The following is a 15,241-nucleotide window of genomic DNA, read 5'->3' as shown; positions in this document are numbered from 1 at the left end:
GTCCTTTCGGGTGCGCCCGGCAGCAATGTGGATACTTACGGGATGGCGTTCGGCAGCAGACTGCGCGCACGAGTGGCGGACGGATCCCGGCCGGGCTCGCTGGGACACCGCGCCCGGGCCCGGCGCGCCGCGAAGCTCCTGGAGTCCTTCCCCGAGCTCGCGAGCATGACCGTGCTCGACCTGGGCGGCGAGCCCCACTTCTGGCGTACGGTCGCCGTCCGCCCCGCCGCCGTCACCATCCTCAACCTCATGCCGTGCGAGCCCGAGCCGCCGTGGCTCGAGTCCTTCACCGGCGACGCCTGCGCGCCCCCGCCGGCGCTGGCGGGACGCCGCTTCGACCTCGTGGTGTCCAACTCGGTCATCGAGCACGTCGGCGGGCACGGGCCCCGGCAGCGCTTCGCCGAGGTCGTGCGGCGCGCCGCCGACCGGCACTGGGTGCAGACCCCCTACCGCTACTTCCCCGTGGAGCCGCACTGGGTCTTCCCCGGGATGCAGTTCCTGCCGTTGCGGATGCGCGCCGAGGTGACCCGGCGCTGGCCGCTGAGCCCCGGGCGGGCGGACAACCTGCCCGAGGCGATCGCGAACGCCGCCTCGGTCGAGCTGCTGTCGCTCACCGAGATGCGGGCCTACTTCCCGGAGTCGCGCCTGTGGTGCGAGCGCGTCGGCGGTCTCGTCAAGTCGGTCACCGCGATCCGGGACTGAGCCGGTCATCGCAAGGCGGAAGCCAGGGCCGACGCGACCCGGGCCTGCTGGTCCTCGGTGATCTGCGGATAGATCGGCAGCGACAGCAGTTCGCCCGCCGCGGCCTCGGCGTTCGGGAAGGACCCGCCCAGGTACGCGAAAGCGCCCGTCGCGTGGACCGGGAACGGATAGTGGATCGCCGCGCCCACCCCGGCCGCGTGCATCCGGGACAGCACCTCGTCGCGGCGCCCGCCGGGCACCCGGATCCCGTAGATGTGCCACACGTGCTCGTTGCCACCGAGCGTCACCGGCCGCACCACGTCGAGATCGGCGAGCAGCTCGTCGTAGCGGGCGGCGGCGGCCCGGCGCAGCTCGTTCCAGCGGGCCAGCCGGGTCAGCTTCGCCCGGAGCACCACGGCCTGCAGACCGTCCAGCCGGCTGTTCATCCCGATCAGGTCGTGCCGGTACTTCGCGAGGCCGCCGTGGCTCCCCAGCGTCCGGACGGTGGTGGCCAGCTCCTCGTCGGCCGTCACCACCGCGCCCGCGTCGCCGTAGGCCCCGAGGTTCTTGCCGGGGTAGAAGCTGGTGGACGCGATCCCGTCCGCCCCGGCGCCGCGGCCATGACGGGTGGCGCCCTGGCACTGGGCGGCGTCCTCCACGACGGCCACCCCGGCGGTGTGCAGCCGCTCGACCGGGGCGAGCTGACCGTACAGGTGGACGGGAATGATGGCTCTGGTCCTGGGCGTCACCGCGGCGAGCGCCGCGTCGGTGTCGATGAGATAGGTACGCGGATCGCAGTCGACCAGCACGACGTCCGCCCCGGCCCGGGCCACGGCCTCGGCGGTCGCGATGAACGTGTTGGCGGGCAGGATCACCTCGCTGCCGGGGCCCACGCCGACGGCCCGCAGGGCGAGTTCCAGGGCGTCGGTGCCGTTGGCCACGCCGACGCAGTGCGGCAGGCCGGAGAAGGCCGCGTACTCCTCCTCGAAGGCGGTCACCTCGGCGCCGCCCACGAACGCCGTGGCGGCGAGGACGCGTTTGAAGCCGGCTTCGACCTCCTCGGCCACCTCGGCGTGCGCGGCGGCCAGGTCGACGAGCGGGATGCTGGTCATGAAAGCTTCCTTCGCAACGGGCGAGCGGGATTCCCGGCCCAGACCTCGCCGGGCGGGATGTCGTGCAGCACCACCGAGCCCATGCCCACCAGGGCCCGCTCGCCGACGGTCACGCCCTCGCGGATCAGGGCGCCGGAGCCGAGATAGGCCCCGGCCCGGACGGTGGCCGAGCCGCCGAGGCGCACCCCGGAGGCGATGGTCACGTGGTCGGCCACCTTGTCGTCGTGGGTGAGCACGGCGTGGGGCATCACAGCGACATGGGATCCGACAGTGACGTCGGCCGTGAGCACGGTCCCGGCCAGCAGCACCGTGCCCGGGCCGACGAGGCTGCCGGCGCCCAGCTCGGCCGCCGGGTGGACGACGGTGGCGTAGCGGGCGGCGGGCAGATCGAGGCGCTCGACGATGCTGCGGCGCGCGGTGTAGTTGCGGGGGTTGCCCACGCACACCACGACGGCGGCGTCCAGGTCGGTCACGCTGTCCACGCCGCCGAGGACCGGCAGCTCGGACCGGGTGGTGCCGTGCAGGGCCGGGTCGTCGTCGACGAAGCCGAGCACCTGCCAGCCGGCGGCCGTCGCGGCGGCGGCGGTCTCGCGGGCGAAACCGCCGGCGCCGACGATGACGAGGTCCTTCATCGGTGCAGGAGCCCGGCGATGAAGGTCTGGTCGTCCTCGGTGAGCGCGTGGTGCAACGGCAGGATGAGCGAGTTCCGGGTCAGCCGCTCGGTGGTCGGCAGAGGCCCGGGCGTCACGTCGGCGTAGGCCGGTTCCAGGTGCGCCGCCATGATGCCGCGACGCGCGGAGACGCCGTGCTCGGCCAGCTTGGTCAGCAGATCGTCGCGGCTGGTGCCGTACTCCTCGGTCAGCAGCACCCAGAAGGACTGGTAGTTCGTCCGGCCGTAGCTGGGATCCCGCACCGGCACCAGACCCGGGATGTCCGCCAGCAGCTCGTGATAGCGGGCGGCCAGGGCCCGGCGCTGCGCCACCAGTCCGGCGAGCCGGCCCAGCTGGACGAGCCCGACCGCCGCCTGGATGTCCGTCATCCGGTAGTTGTAGGCGGTCTCCAGGTACGCCTCGAGCACCGGCTGGGCGCTGGCGTGGCGGTCGGCGGCGGAGACGTTCATCCCGTGCTCGCGCAGGCGGCGCAGGCGCACGGCGTCGTCCCCGTCGTCGAGGGTGACCATGCCGCCCTCGCCGGTCGTGAGGAGCTTGCGCGGGTGGAAGGACCACGCGGCGACGGCGGCCCCGGCCCCGGCCGGCCCCCCGTACGCCGTGGATCCCGCCGCGCACGCCGCGTCCTCGACCAGGCGCAGGCCCCAGTCCTCGGCCGCTTTGCGGAGTCCCACGGTGTCGAAGGGGACGCCGCCCTGGTGGACGGCGATGATCGCCTTGGCACGCGGGGTGCGTACGGCATCGATGGTCTCGGTCGTGACGTTGCCCGTCGCGAGGTCCACGTCGGCGAAGACCGGGGTGGCCCCGACATAGCGGACGGCGTTGGCCGTGGCGATGAACGAGAACGACGGCACGATGACCTCGTCGCCCGGGCCCACGTCGGCGAGCACCAGCGCCAGGTGCAGCGCGGTGGTGCACGAGCTGACCGCGACGCCGTGGCTCGCACCGACGACCCCGGCGAACTCGCGCTCGAACTGCGCGACCCGCGGCCCCTGCGCGACCCAGCCGGAGCGGACGGCCTCGGCGGCGGCCTGCGCTTCCTCCTCCCCCAGCTGCGGGATCATGACGGGGATCTTCTTCACTTGGAGGACCTCCACCAGTCCACGAGGCCCTCGAGACCCTCGCGGAGCCCGATCTCGGCCCGGAAGCCGAGCTTGTCGGCCGCGGCGCTCGTGTCGGCCAGGCGCCGGGTCACGCCGTTGACCGCGCGGGCCGGGCCGTGCTCGGGGGCCAGCTCGGACTTCATGACCTCGCTCAGCGCCTGGGCCAGCTCCTTGAGGCTGGTCTCGGTGCCGCTGGCCACGTTGAAGACCTCGTCGGTGACGGGCGCCCGCGCGGCCAGGATGTTGGCCCGGGCGATGTCGGCCACGTGCACGAAGTCCATCGTCTGCAGCCCGTCGCCGAGGATCAGCGGCGGCGTGCCCGACTCGATGCGTTCCATCCAGCGGATGAGGACCTCGGTGTAGAGACCGTAGATGTCCATCCGGGGCCCGTACACGTTGAAGTAGCGCAGGGCCACGTAGTCCAGCCCGGCCATGCTGTGGAAGCTGCGCAGCGTCGCCTCGTTGAACGCCTTCGCGGCGCCGTAGAAGGTGTCGTTGTTGTACGGGTGGTGCCGTTCCGTGGTCGGGAACTGCTCCGCGAGGCCGTAGACGCTCGCCGACGACGACGCGATCACCTTGCGCACGCCCTCCGCGGCGGCCGCCTCGACCACGTTGAAGGTGCCGTCGACCAGCACCTCGTTGGCCAGCCGGGGCTCCTCGGCGCACTGGGTGATGCGGATCGCGGCGAGGTGGAACACCAGGTCCTTGCCCGCGGTCACCTCCCGGACGAGCGCCTGGTCGCGGATGTCGCCCTCGACCAGCCGGACGGGCCCGTTCGCCCGCGCCCACGCCAGGTTGACGTGGCGGCCGCGCACGAGGTTGTCGAGCACGACGATCTCCGCCGCCCCGCCCCGGACCAGCTCGTCGACCACGTGCGAGCCGATGGTGCCCGCCCCGCCGGTGACCAGGGCGCGCGCGCCCTCGATCGGTACGCCTGTCACGCCGTGTGCCCTTCGTCGATGTCGATCATCGTCCCGCCCTCGGCCAGGCTGCGCGTGGCGGCCTGCAGGATCGCGAGGACCCGCAGGCCCGAGCGCCCGTCGGTCAGGGCGGGGGTCTTGGTGGTGATGGCCCGCGCGTACTCGTCCACCATGGTGCGCAGCGCCTCCCGCTCGGCCAGCGCCGGCGCCACCATGTCCCCGGACCGGTAGGAGATCAGCACGTCGCGGCGCTGCTCGTCGCCCAGCTCGTCCTGGGTTGCCACGTCAACGCCCCGGTCGTACACGGCCAGCCGTTGACTGGGGTTGAGGTCGTCCCACACGAGCGTGCGCTTGGATCCACCCACGATGGTCGTGCGGACCTTCACGGGCGACAGCCAGTTCACGTGGACGTGCGCGATGGCGCCGGTATTGAGGCGCAGCGTCAGGTAGGCCACGCAGGCCCGGCCCGCGCCGATGCCGTCCGCGCCCTGCGCCGCCACGGCCACCGGGCGCACGCCGGGCGGCAGGACGAAGTCCAGGATCGACAGGTCGTGCGGGGCGAGGTCCCAGACCACGTCGATGTCGCGTTGCACGAGACCCAGGTTGATGCGTACGGAATCCAGGAAGTGCAGTTCGCCCAGGTCGCCGGAGCGCAGGAACTCGCGGATGCGTAGCACGGCCGGGGTGTAACAGTAGGTGTGGTCGCACATCAGCGTCAGGCCCCGGCGATCGGCCTCGGCGACCAGCTCGAGCCCCTCGGCATAGGTCGCGGCCAGCGGCTTCTCGACGAGCACGTGCTTGCCGGCGCGCAGGGCGGCCAGGGCGACGGGCAGGTGGGTGCCGGCCGGTGTGGCGATGGCGACCGCGTCGACCTGCGAGTCGGCGAGGACCTCGTCGAGCTCGGCGGACACCTGGACGGTCGAGTAGCCCCCGAGGACCCGGCGGGCGCGTGCGGCGTCGAGGTCGCAGAGCCAGCGCAGGCGGAAGGCGGGCGAGGACTGGAAGTTGCGGACGAGGTTGGGGCCCCAGTAGCCGGCCCCGACCACGGCGACACCGATCGGATCCGGTTCGGGTGCGGTGGGATTCACGGGCATCCGTTTCATCGACGACGGACAGGACGCTTCCGTCCGGCAAGCTATCGACGCACGCGCTCAGGGCGCCAGATCCGGATTCATATTCTGGCGGAAGCCGGGAGGGGCCGCCGGTACCTTCGGTCACGAGTGGTGGACGCTCGGTCATCGGACACGCCGACCTTCAGTCACATTGGACCGTGAGCGTCAATCTGCTGACACCTTCATGACGGCCGCGGCGGCTACGCTGATCCGCCATGTCTTCCTTTGCATCCACTGCGGATGTCGACGAGCGCGCCCACATCGGCACCGGATCCAGAATCTGGCATCTGGCCCAGATCCGGGAGGACGCGGTCCTGGGGGCCAACTGCACCGTCGGCCGCGGCGCCTACGTCGGCCCGGGCGTCGTCATCGGCGACAACGTCAAGCTGCAGAACCACGCCCTGGTCTACGAGCCCGCCCGGCTCGGCGACGGCGTCTTCGTGGGCCCGGCCGCGGTGCTGACCAACGACGAGTACCCGCGGGCCGTGACGCCGGACGGCCGGCTGAAGACCGGCGACGACTGGACCGCCGTCGGCGTCACCGTCGGCGAAGGTGCGTCCATCGGCGCCCGGGCGGTCTGCGTCGCCCCGGTGACCGTGGGCCGGTGGGCGCTCGTGGCGGCGGGGGCCGTCGTCACCAAGGACGTGCCGGACTTCGCGCTCGTGGTGGGCGTACCGGCCCGGCGGATCGGCTGGGTGGGCCACGCCGGGCGCCCGCTGACGCAGAAGACGGACGGCGTCTGGGTCTGCCCCGCGACGGGTGCCACCTACGCGGAGAGGGACGGGATCTTGACCGCCTTGTGAGCCACGGTCAGCGTCACGCGGACCGGCAGATGGTCGGAGCCGACGGCCGGCCCGACCTCGCCGCCGGTCACGGTGACGCCCGGACCGGCCAGGACATGATCGATCTGCGCGACCGGGCGGTGCGCGGGCCAGCTGCGCCCGTGCAGCACCGGCCGGTACGGGCCGCCGAGCCACACCGTCGGCCGGCACATGTTGAGGTCGCCGGCGATGACGGTCGGCACGTCCTCGGCCGCCAGCGCGCTCTTGAGCCGGCTCAGCTGGGCCGGACCGTGCACCAGCCGGTGCGTGAGGTGCGTGCCGGCCACCCGCAGCAGCCCGCCGCCCACCGGGATCCCGGCCACGATCGCGCGCCGGACGCCCACGACGTCGCCCGGGGCCGCACCGAGGGAGATCGCCCCGAGGCTGCGCCACGGCACCCGGCTCATGATCGCCAGGCCCCAGGCGCCCGTCTCCGCGTCGTCCTCGGCCACGCCCAGCTGCCGCAGCGTGCGCCCGGTGACGACGTCGATCTCCGCGTACGCGGTGTAGCCCGTCGCCGCGGCCGCCCGCTCGGCCAGGCTGCGCTGCCCGTCCGGCCGCCAGTTCTCCTGCACGACCACCACGTCGGTGCCCAGGGCGGCAATCGCGGCGCCCACGTCGTAGCGGGCCGAGGCACGGTCGCGGCCGGCGTGCAGGTTGAGGCTGGCCAGGCTGAGGCTCACCGGGTGGTCTCCGTCCGCTGATCGTCGTTCGCATGGTCCTAATCGCGATCGTGACCAGGGGACTTGAGAGGAATGTGTGCGGCGCCTGTCACTTTCACCACCGGCGCCGCCACGACGGCGAAGAGCGCGGCGAGGGCGGCCACCGCGAGGAACGCCCCGCGCAGCCCGCCGTGGGAGGCCACGAAACCGACGTAGACCGGGCCCGCGAGGAAGCCCAGGTACGCCGTCGTGGCCACCCGGGAGGTCGCGCGGCCCCGGGCGGCGTCCGGGACATGGGACAGCCCCGCGCCGATCAGCGTCGGATAGAGGACCGCGGTGCCGGCGGCGGCCACGGCGAGGCCGGTGAGCGCGAGGGCCGACGAGTTCGCGGCGGCCACGGTGGCCGTACCGGCGACGGCGGCCGCTCCCCCGGCGACCAGGACCGCACCGGGGTGCCGCCCGCCCAGCCCGCCGAGCGCGAAACGGGTGATGCTCGCGATGCCCGCGAAGACGGCGGGGGCGGCGGCGCTCCCGCCCGGGCCCGCGGCGAGGACGTCGTGCAGGAAGACCGCCGACCAGCTCTGATGGGCGTTCTCCACAGCGAAGGCGAGGGCGGCAACGAGCCCGATCACCATGAGCCGGTTGACGCGCGGAGCTGCTTCTCTCCTCGGTGCCGGCGCGCTTCTTCTTCCCGCCCGCGCCACGAGTGAGCCGGCCAGGACCACCAGGAACGGCGCGACCACCGGCGCGCCCACGGCGAGCAGCACCCCGGCCAGGATGCTGCCCAGCACCACCGACGCCGAGAAGGTGGCGTGCGAGCGGGCGATCACCGGCCGCCCGCTCAGCCGCTCGGACTCGGCGGCCAGGGCGTTGATCGCCACGTCGGCCGCGCCGGACGCCGCGCCGAGCAGGGCCAGGCCCGCCGCGAGGCTCACGAGCCCCCGCGCGCCGAGGACCATGAGCGGGCCCGTCACCCCGAGCGCGGCGATGAGCAGGCTCGCGACCCGGGTGCCCCACCGATCGACAACCCTTCCCGTGTACGCCATCGCGGGCAGCGCCCCGAGCCCGATGAACAGCAGCGCGACTCCCAGCTGCCCGTCCGTGACGCCCGCCTGGTCCCGCACCGCGGGGATCGACGCGCCCCACGCGCCCCAGAACAACCCGAACACCGCCCATGGCCCGTACGCCCGCATCTGTGTATCGTTACACACATGCCGGTGACCATGGCCGAGGTAGCCGCCGCCGCGGGAGTGTCCGTGATGACGGTGTCCTATGCGTTCAGCCGGCCGGAGCGGGTCTCGGCCGGCACCCGGGAGCGGGTGCACCGGGTCGCCCGCGAGCTGGGTTACGCCGGCCCCGACCCCGGCGCCCGGGCCCTGCGCACCCGCCGCACCGGCACGATCGGGGTGGTCCTGGGCGAGCATCTGACCTACGCCTTCGAGGATCCCCAGGCCACCCGCTTCCTGGCCGGTGTCGCCTCCGTCTGCGTCTCCGCCGGCCTGGGCCTGACCCTGATCCCGGTGACCGGTGGCCCGTCGGATCCCGCCCGCGTCCGCGAGGCGGCCGTCGACGGTTACGTCGTCTGGACCACGGGCGACGACGACCCGGTCCTCGAGGTCGTGACCCGCCGGCCCACCGTGGTCTTCGGCGGCCCCGCCGTGCCCGGCGCCGGCCTGGTGACCATCGACGACCGCGCCGCCGCTGAGGCCGTGGGGCGGGCCGTGTTCCGGGGCGCGCGCCGCCCGGCCGTGGTCTCCTTCCCGCTGAGCCGGGCCCGGGAGCCCGGCCTGCTGCACGGCCCCGACCCCGCCACGGCTTCGTTCCCGGTGACCCGGCACCGGCTGGCGGGCTATCGGGACGCTCTTGTCGCGCTGGGCGTGGCCTGGACGGACGTACCGGTGCTGGTGCTCGCCCGCAACGATCCGGCCGAGGCTGCTTCCCGTTTCGCCGATCTGGGTGCCGTGGATGCCGTCGCCGCCATGGGTGACCAGGTCGCGCTCGCCCTGCCCCGCGGCGGCTTCCGGCTCTCGGGCTGGGACGACGCCGCCGGGGCGGCCGAGGCCGGGCTCACCACGATCCGCCAGTCGCTGCGCGACCAGGGCGCCGCCTGTGCCCGCCAGCTGGTCGAGGGCACCCTGCGCACGGCGCTCGCCGAGTGGGAGCTGGTCGAGCGCGCCTCGTCATCCGTTTGAGGCCGCGTGGCGTCGCTCCGGATCCATTTCCGCCGCCGTAACGTCGGCCGTCATGCTGGTTCCTGTCGTCGCCGTCCTGTCCGCCGCCTTCGCCGTGAACACCATCCCCGGCACCGGCGCCTTCGTCGTGGGCCAGGACGTCCCGGCCGGCATCTACCGCTCGACCGGCAACACGTCCTGCTACTGGGAACGCGCCCGCAACGCCTCGGGCACCACCGCGAGCATCATCAGCAACGACATCGGCTCCGGCCAGCGCCTGGCCCAGATCCGGGCCACCGACAAGATCTTCCGTACGCGCAACTGCCGCACCTGGGTCCGCGTGCTCAGCCCCACCCTGCGCCTCAAGTCCCGCAAGGTCACGATCCCGGGCGACGGCGCCTACTTCGCCGGGTCCGACTTCCGGCCGGGCACCTACCGCTCGACCGGCAACACGGGCCACTGCTACTGGGAGCGCGCCAAGAACGCCGACGGCACCTCGAGCGGCATCATCGCCAACGGCCTCTCCCAGGGCCAGCTCATCGTCACCGTCGCCGCCACCGACTTCGTCTTCCGCACGAGCGGCTGCAAGCCCTGGACCCGCCTGGCCGGCTGAGACCCGGACGCCGGGCCGGGTGTCACCGGTCGCCGGGCCGGCCTCCTCGCGGAGGCCGGCTCGAGCCAGTCAGCTCTGGACGAAGACCGCCACCGTGCGGGCCGGGACGCTGAACGTGCCGTGCGCCTTGTCGAAGGTGCCCGTGCCCTTCTGCGCGGGGTGCGGGGCGACCGAGGCCCCGCGCAGGGAGGTCACCGTCTGGGTGGCGGTCGCCGGGGTGGCGTTGAAGACGACGGTGACGGACTTCCAGCGGGGATCCAGGCCGCGGCCGTCGAGGTGCATGGTGACGACGCCCGGGGTCTCGGCCGCGCCGGAGAGCGGGAACGTCAGGCGCTTCTGGACCTCGGCCGCGGTGGGCAGGGCGAAGAGCGGCGACGACTTCCGGACTTGCAGCAGCTCCTCGTAGCCGCGCTGCGCCAGGTCCACGGCCGCACACGAGGGCACCAGTTCCGGATCCGCGAGGAGCGGTTTGGCGTACGCCCACTTGCTCTCGTTGTCCGCGGCCGGGGGCAGACCGCGGCCGAAGCCGTTGCCCGCCCGGCAATCCCACTCGATGCGGTTGAACCAGTCGCCGCTGTTGAAGGAGTTGCGGTCCAGCGACTTGGAGCGCAGCCGCTCGCTGCCCGTGGTCACGAAGCCGGGACCCTGCCCGAGGGCCGTGGTGGCCAGCGCGACCACCTGCATGCGCGCCCGGTCGAGCGGCGACGTGGCCTGCGGCAGCTTGTAGGCGAGGGCGTCGTACAGGATCTCGTTGTCGTGCGCGTCGACGTAGGTGATGGATTCGCCCGGCGCGGCCGTGTATCCCGCCGGGGCGCCGTTGTAGTCGATCGACGCGCCGGTGTGGGCCGAGCCGTCGCTGGCGGTGAAGCGATAGCCGGCCAGGTTGCCGGTCAGGCCCACCTTGATCAGATCCTGGTAGTGCAGGAGCCGGGCGCGCTGCTCGGCCTCGGTGCCGTTGACGGGGTCGCCGTTGGGGTCGGTGAGCAGCCCGGAGGCGAAGCCCTGCACGCGCGGGTTCTCGTCGAAGGGGCCGCCGCCCCGGACGGCGTCGCGCAGCCGGTCGTTGAAGGTGGCGATGCCGGTGCCGGCCATGGTGGCCTGGGTCGCCTGCACGAACCGGGCGTCCCCGGCGACCTCCCCGAAGTCCCAGCCCTCGCCGTAGAGGAGGATCCGTTTGCCGTCCACGCCGTCGCGCGCCGGCGTCAGCTTGTCCAGTGCCGCCCGTACGGCCAGGATGTTCGCCTTCGGGTGGTGTCCCATGAGGTCGAAGCGGAAGCCGTCGACCTTGTACTCGCGGGCCCACGTGACGACCGAGTCGACGACGAGCTTGCCCATCATGGCGTTCTCGGGCGCCGTGTTGGCGCAGCACGTGGAGTTGGCGACGGTCCCGTCCGCGAGCAGCCGCTGGTAGTAGCCGGGCACGATCTGGTCGAGCACCGAGTGCGGATCCGGGCCGGCGGCGGACGTGTGGTTGTAGACGACGTCCATGACCACGCGCAGCCCGGTCCGGTTGAGCGCGGCGACCATCTCCCGGAACTCCTCGGTCCGGTTGTCGGGCGACGACGCGTAGCCGCCCTCGGGGACCGTGTAGTGCAGCGGGTCGTACCCCCAGTTGTAGCCGTCGGTCGCGGCCACCTGGGCGACGCACTTCTGCTGCTCGTCGGAGTCGGGCGGGAGGGCGGCCAGGTCGCAGGGCGGCTGCTGCTGGTCGGCGCGGCGCTCCGGGGTGGTGGCGAAGTCGAAGACCGGCAACAGATGGACGTACGTGGTGCCGGCCTTCGCGAGCGACGCCAGGTGCCGGGTGCCCGGCGAGTCCGTCGTGAACGCCTTGTACGTACCGTCGGCGGAGAAGTCGCGTACGGACAGCTCGGTGATCTGGGTCTTGCCCGGCGTGGGCTTGCGGAGGGTCGCCCAGCCCGCCGGTTTCGACGCGGGGTCGTTCAGGTCGGCGATGCGGCTGTGGGTCGAATCCACGGACAGCGCGACCGAGTACGGATCCGTGACGCTAGCGGTGACGAACTTCTGCGCCGCGGGCTGCCACGCGGTGACGCGGTAGCGGTAGTCCTTGCCCTTCCACGACGCGGGACCCGTGACCGACCACACGCCCGTGGCGTCGTCGCGGCGCATGTCCCGGAGCTGCCCGCCGAGCTCGAGCTGGACGCTGCGGGCGGTCGGCGCCCACACCGACAGGGTCGGCCTGTTCCGCGCGAAGACCGGGCCCAGCCGCGCTGCGGTCGCCTTGGGATACACATCGTCGAGGGCGCCGGCCAATTGCACGCCGGTGGCGGACAAAAGCTTGCCGTTCGCATCCCGTTCGGTGACGGCCACCTGGGCGCGCAGGATGCCCCGGATGTCCTTCGCCGGCAGCCGGAAGGCGTCGTACTGCCACAGGTGCGGATACTTCTGGCGCTGAGCCTCGGTGAGGCCGTTGCGCTGGGCACTCAGGCGCAGGCTGTGCTGCGGCGCGCCCGGGTCGAGCCCGCCGTCGTCGTCCCAGATCAGGTCATGGATGCGGCCGTCGGTGCCGTTCGGTGCCTGCCACGCGATCGTCGAGCGGTCCAGCCACACGGCCGACGCCTGGCCCAGATCGGTGCCGCCTCCGCCGCCGGCCGGGCGGGCCAGGGGCACCAATCTTTCGGGTACGCCCCCCAGCACCCAGATCTCGTGCCCCGCGGCCGCCACGTCGAGCCGCTGGTCCGTGGGCAGGTCCTTGGTGTCCCCGTTGTGCAGGATGTAGCTGACCCCCGTGGCCCCGGGCGCGAGCGGCACCCGGAACGTCACGCCGAAGTTGTCGGTCGCGGCGGGCCGCAGCGGCGCGGTCCACTCGGTCGGGGTCGCGGCGCCGTCCCACACGTGCAGGCCCCAGCCGCTGTAGTCGCCGTCGTCGCGGTGGTAGTGGATGACCGCGTCGGTCTGCTCGCCGCCGGCCGGTCGCTCGGTGCCCACGGCCGGGTCGCCCTGACGCAGCCACACTTCCGGGTTCGCCGTGGGGTCGAGGACGCGGTCGGCGCTCACGTCCTTGGTGCCGTTCTCGTCGACCACGACGAAGCCGACGTTCGTGGCGCCGGGCTTCAACTTCACCCAGGCGAACCGGCCGTACGCGTCCTCGCCGTCGAACGGTCTCTCCTGCGGATCCTCGACGTCTCCGAAGACGGACAGCCTCCAGCCTTCGTAATCCCCGGCGGGCCGGTTGTAGTGCACGACCGCGTAGCCGGGCGCCGTCGCGACGACGGGTGTGCCGACAGTGCTGCTCGCGGTGCTGCTGCTGCTGTTCGTGACGGAGGCGCGGTAGGTGATCGGGGTGCCACCGGCCAGCCCGGTCAGGTCGTGGCTGATGTGATGGGTGCCGGTGGTCGTCCCGAGCTGCTGCCAGCGGCCGGTGCCCACCTTCGCCTCGAAGCTGACCGGGGCGAGGGGGTCGCCGGTGACGGTGGCGGTCAGGTCGGCGCGGGTGGCCGGCGACTCGGGTGCCGTGAGCGACACCGTCGGCGCGGCGGCGGGCTTGGGCACGGTGTTCAGGGCGCGGTAGGCGACAGCCGCCAGCGGCGGCACGGTGATCGTCAGCTTGCCGTCTTGTGTTGTGCGCGCGGACCCGGCGCCGCCGTAGACGCCTTGGAAGGCTGTGCCCGGCGTCCAGGTGTCGAGGGTGACAGTCTGGGCGGTGGTCGCGTTGTTCACGGCGATCACATACTCGCGGCGGGCGGCGGGATCCACGCGGGACGCGGCGAAGACCCCGGGACCGTCGGCCGCGTACCGGGTGATCTGGATGCCGTCCCGCAGCGCCGGGTGGGCCTTCCGCAGCGCGCCCAGCGTGGCGATCGTGCGGTAGAGCGGGTGGCCGGTCTCGTAGTTGGCCACGGCGTGGGTGCGGTCGGTGCCGAGCAGGTCGTCGTCGAGATAGTCGGCCGCCTTGCTCGCGAACATGTCCTGCCGGGCGTCCTTGTCGCCGCCCGGGCCGGTGAAGCCCTGCTCGTCGCCGGAGTAGATCACCGGCTGGCCGCGGGTGAGGAACATCAGCTCGTGGGCCAGCTCGTCGCGGCGCAGGTGCGTGGCCGGGTCGGTGCCGCCGCCGGCCACGAAGGCACCGATGCGGCCCATGTCGTGGTTGCCGAGGAACGTGGGCAGCCGCCCGGCATCGGTCGTCGGCGTCGTGTAGAGGCCGTCCTCGGCGTACAGATCGGCCAGGACTTCGGCGGATCCACTTCCGCTTGCCGTGTACGTCTTCGCCGCGTCCTGGAACGAGAAGTCGAGCGTGGCGGGCAGCTTGCCGCGGCGCACGTACGTGGACTCGATGTCCTGGTCCGCGCTGTAGACCTCGCCGAACATGAAGAAGCCCGGCTTGCCCGCCTGCCGCGCCGCCTGCTCGATCCCGGCGGAGAACTGCGGCCAGAAGTCGAGTCCGGTGTGCTTGACCGTGTCGAGCCGGTAGCCGTCGATGCCGGTGTTCCTGACCCAGTCGCCGTAGATCTTCGTCATGCCCTTGACGACCTCGGGGCGCTCGGTCCACAGGTCGTCGAGGCCGAAGAAGTCGCCGTACTCGCTGTTCACGCCGGTGAAGGTCGAGTCGCCCCGGTTGTGGTACATCGTCGGGTCGTTGAGCCAGGCCGGCACCTTCTTCTGGTTCGGATCCACCACCGGCGTGTACGGGAACGACCGCGTGTTCACCTTCGGGAAGGCGCGCGTCCCGTCGGCATAATTCCGGTCCTCGAACGCGCGGCCCTCGGCGTCACGATAGGGCGACGTGGCCTTGTCGATGTACGTGTTCTTGTTCTCGGCGTACGTGATGACGTCCGCCGTGTGGTTGACGATGATGTCCAGGTAGATCCTCATGCCCCGCCGGTGCGCCGCATCCACGAGCCGCTGGAGGTCCGCGTTCGTGCCGAAGTGCGGATCCACCTGGGTGAAGTCCTGGATCCAATAACCGTGGTAACCGGCCGAGACGTCGGCGCCGGTGCCCTGCACGGGCTTGTTCTTGAAGACGGGCGCCAGCCAGATCGCCGTGGTGCCCAGGCCCTGGATGTAGTCGAGCCGGTCGAGGACGCCCCGGAGGTCCCCGCCATGATAGAAGCCCTTGTCCGCCGGGTCGTAGCCGGTCGTCAGCCGGTCGCCGGTCAGCTTGCCCCGGTTGTTGCTCTTGTCGCCGTCGGCGAAGCGGTCCGGCAGCACGAAGTAGAACTGCTCGTTGGTCTTCCGCGCGGTGTTGTCCGCGGGTTTCGTGTCCGCGGCGGCTGCCGGCACGCCGGTGCCCAGGACCAGGAGGAGAGCGAGCAGGAGCCGTTTCACATCGAGACCTCTCGTTGGACGACCGCCGCACGCTAACCCGTCGACGAACATCACTGCAAGAGCTTGCAGACCCTGACGTGACCTTGCAGCCTTCG

The 15,241-nt window shown here is 72.5% G+C and carries 12 protein-coding genes; 4 read left to right on the top strand and 8 right to left on the bottom strand.

Going from position 1 to position 15,241, the window contains the following annotated elements; genetic code table 11:
• The first annotated feature begins 42 nt into the window (after positions 1–42).
• Entirely contained in the window at positions 43–702 is a 660-nt protein-coding gene (locus RAN62_RS09180) for a class I SAM-dependent methyltransferase (protein ID WP_305784088.1), read from the top strand.
• Between the two features lie 5 nt (positions 703–707).
• Here the strand turns inward: RAN62_RS09180 and RAN62_RS09175 are convergent, their stop codons facing one another.
• Genes RAN62_RS09175 through RAN62_RS09155 form a run of 5 tightly spaced genes read right to left on the bottom strand, consistent with a single transcriptional unit; the run spans position 708 to position 5,572 of the window.
• Entirely contained in the window at positions 708–1,793 is a 1,086-nt protein-coding gene (locus RAN62_RS09175) for a DegT/DnrJ/EryC1/StrS family aminotransferase (RefSeq protein WP_305784087.1), read from the bottom strand.
• Positions 1,790–2,425: an acetyltransferase gene (locus tag RAN62_RS09170; protein ID WP_305784086.1), complete on the bottom strand. Its 636-nt coding sequence runs from the start codon at positions 2,423–2,425 to the stop codon at positions 1,790–1,792. The genes RAN62_RS09175 and RAN62_RS09170 overlap by 4 nt, the downstream gene beginning before the upstream one ends.
• A complete protein-coding gene (locus RAN62_RS09165) occupies positions 2,422–3,543 on the bottom strand; it encodes a DegT/DnrJ/EryC1/StrS family aminotransferase (RefSeq protein WP_305784085.1) in 1,122 nt (373 codons plus the stop codon). The genes RAN62_RS09170 and RAN62_RS09165 overlap by 4 nt, the downstream gene beginning before the upstream one ends.
• Complete coding sequence (locus tag RAN62_RS09160) at positions 3,540–4,505, bottom strand: NAD-dependent epimerase/dehydratase family protein (RefSeq protein ID WP_305784084.1); 966 nt, start codon at positions 4,503–4,505, stop codon at positions 3,540–3,542. The genes RAN62_RS09165 and RAN62_RS09160 overlap by 4 nt, the downstream gene beginning before the upstream one ends.
• Positions 4,502–5,572: a Gfo/Idh/MocA family protein gene (locus tag RAN62_RS09155; RefSeq protein WP_305784083.1), complete on the bottom strand. Its 1,071-nt coding sequence runs from the start codon at positions 5,570–5,572 to the stop codon at positions 4,502–4,504. Before RAN62_RS09155 ends, RAN62_RS09160 begins: the two co-directional genes overlap by 4 nt.
• A 239-nt stretch (positions 5,573–5,811) precedes the next feature.
• On the opposite strand from RAN62_RS09155, the gene RAN62_RS09150 reads away from it, so the two are divergent.
• Positions 5,812–6,399: an acyltransferase gene (locus RAN62_RS09150; RefSeq protein WP_305784082.1), complete on the top strand. Its 588-nt coding sequence runs from the start codon at positions 5,812–5,814 to the stop codon at positions 6,397–6,399.
• Here RAN62_RS09150 and RAN62_RS09145 read toward each other — a convergent pair.
• Both RAN62_RS09145 and RAN62_RS09140 read right to left on the bottom strand, forming a co-directional pair.
• Entirely contained in the window at positions 6,363–7,100 is a 738-nt protein-coding gene (locus tag RAN62_RS09145; RefSeq protein ID WP_305784081.1) for an endonuclease/exonuclease/phosphatase family protein, read from the bottom strand. The two genes, RAN62_RS09150 and RAN62_RS09145, sit on opposite strands and share 37 nt — an antisense overlap.
• 38 nt (positions 7,101–7,138) lie before the next feature.
• Positions 7,139–8,272, bottom strand: a complete 1,134-nt coding sequence (locus RAN62_RS09140) for an MFS transporter (RefSeq protein ID WP_305784080.1) — start codon at positions 8,270–8,272, stop codon at positions 7,139–7,141.
• A gap of 18 nt (positions 8,273–8,290) precedes the next feature.
• On the opposite strand from RAN62_RS09140, the gene RAN62_RS09135 reads away from it, so the two are divergent.
• Together RAN62_RS09135 and RAN62_RS09130 are read left to right on the top strand one after the other, a co-directional pair.
• Positions 8,291–9,271, top strand: coding sequence for a LacI family DNA-binding transcriptional regulator (locus RAN62_RS09135; protein WP_305784079.1), 981 nt, complete (start codon positions 8,291–8,293; stop codon positions 9,269–9,271).
• A gap of 52 nt (positions 9,272–9,323) precedes the next feature.
• Positions 9,324–9,863, top strand: coding sequence for an Rv1352/Rv1906c domain-containing protein (locus RAN62_RS09130; RefSeq protein ID WP_305784078.1), 540 nt, complete (start codon positions 9,324–9,326; stop codon positions 9,861–9,863).
• Between the two features lie 69 nt (positions 9,864–9,932).
• On the opposite strand, the gene pulA is transcribed toward RAN62_RS09130, so the two are convergent.
• Positions 9,933–15,146 carry a pullulanase-type alpha-1,6-glucosidase gene (gene pulA / locus RAN62_RS09125; RefSeq protein WP_305784077.1) on the bottom strand — a complete coding sequence of 1,738 codons (5,214 nt, stop codon included), beginning with the start codon at positions 15,144–15,146 and terminating at the stop codon, positions 9,933–9,935.
• Positions 15,147–15,241 lie beyond the last annotated feature (95 nt).

It is taken from the genome of Symbioplanes lichenis (assembly GCF_030709675.1).
GTDB lineage: Bacteria > Actinomycetota > Actinomycetes > Mycobacteriales > Micromonosporaceae > Actinoplanes > Actinoplanes lichenis.
Note: the sequence above shows the minus strand (reverse complement) of the source record. Positions and strands in the feature narration are given on the sequence as shown.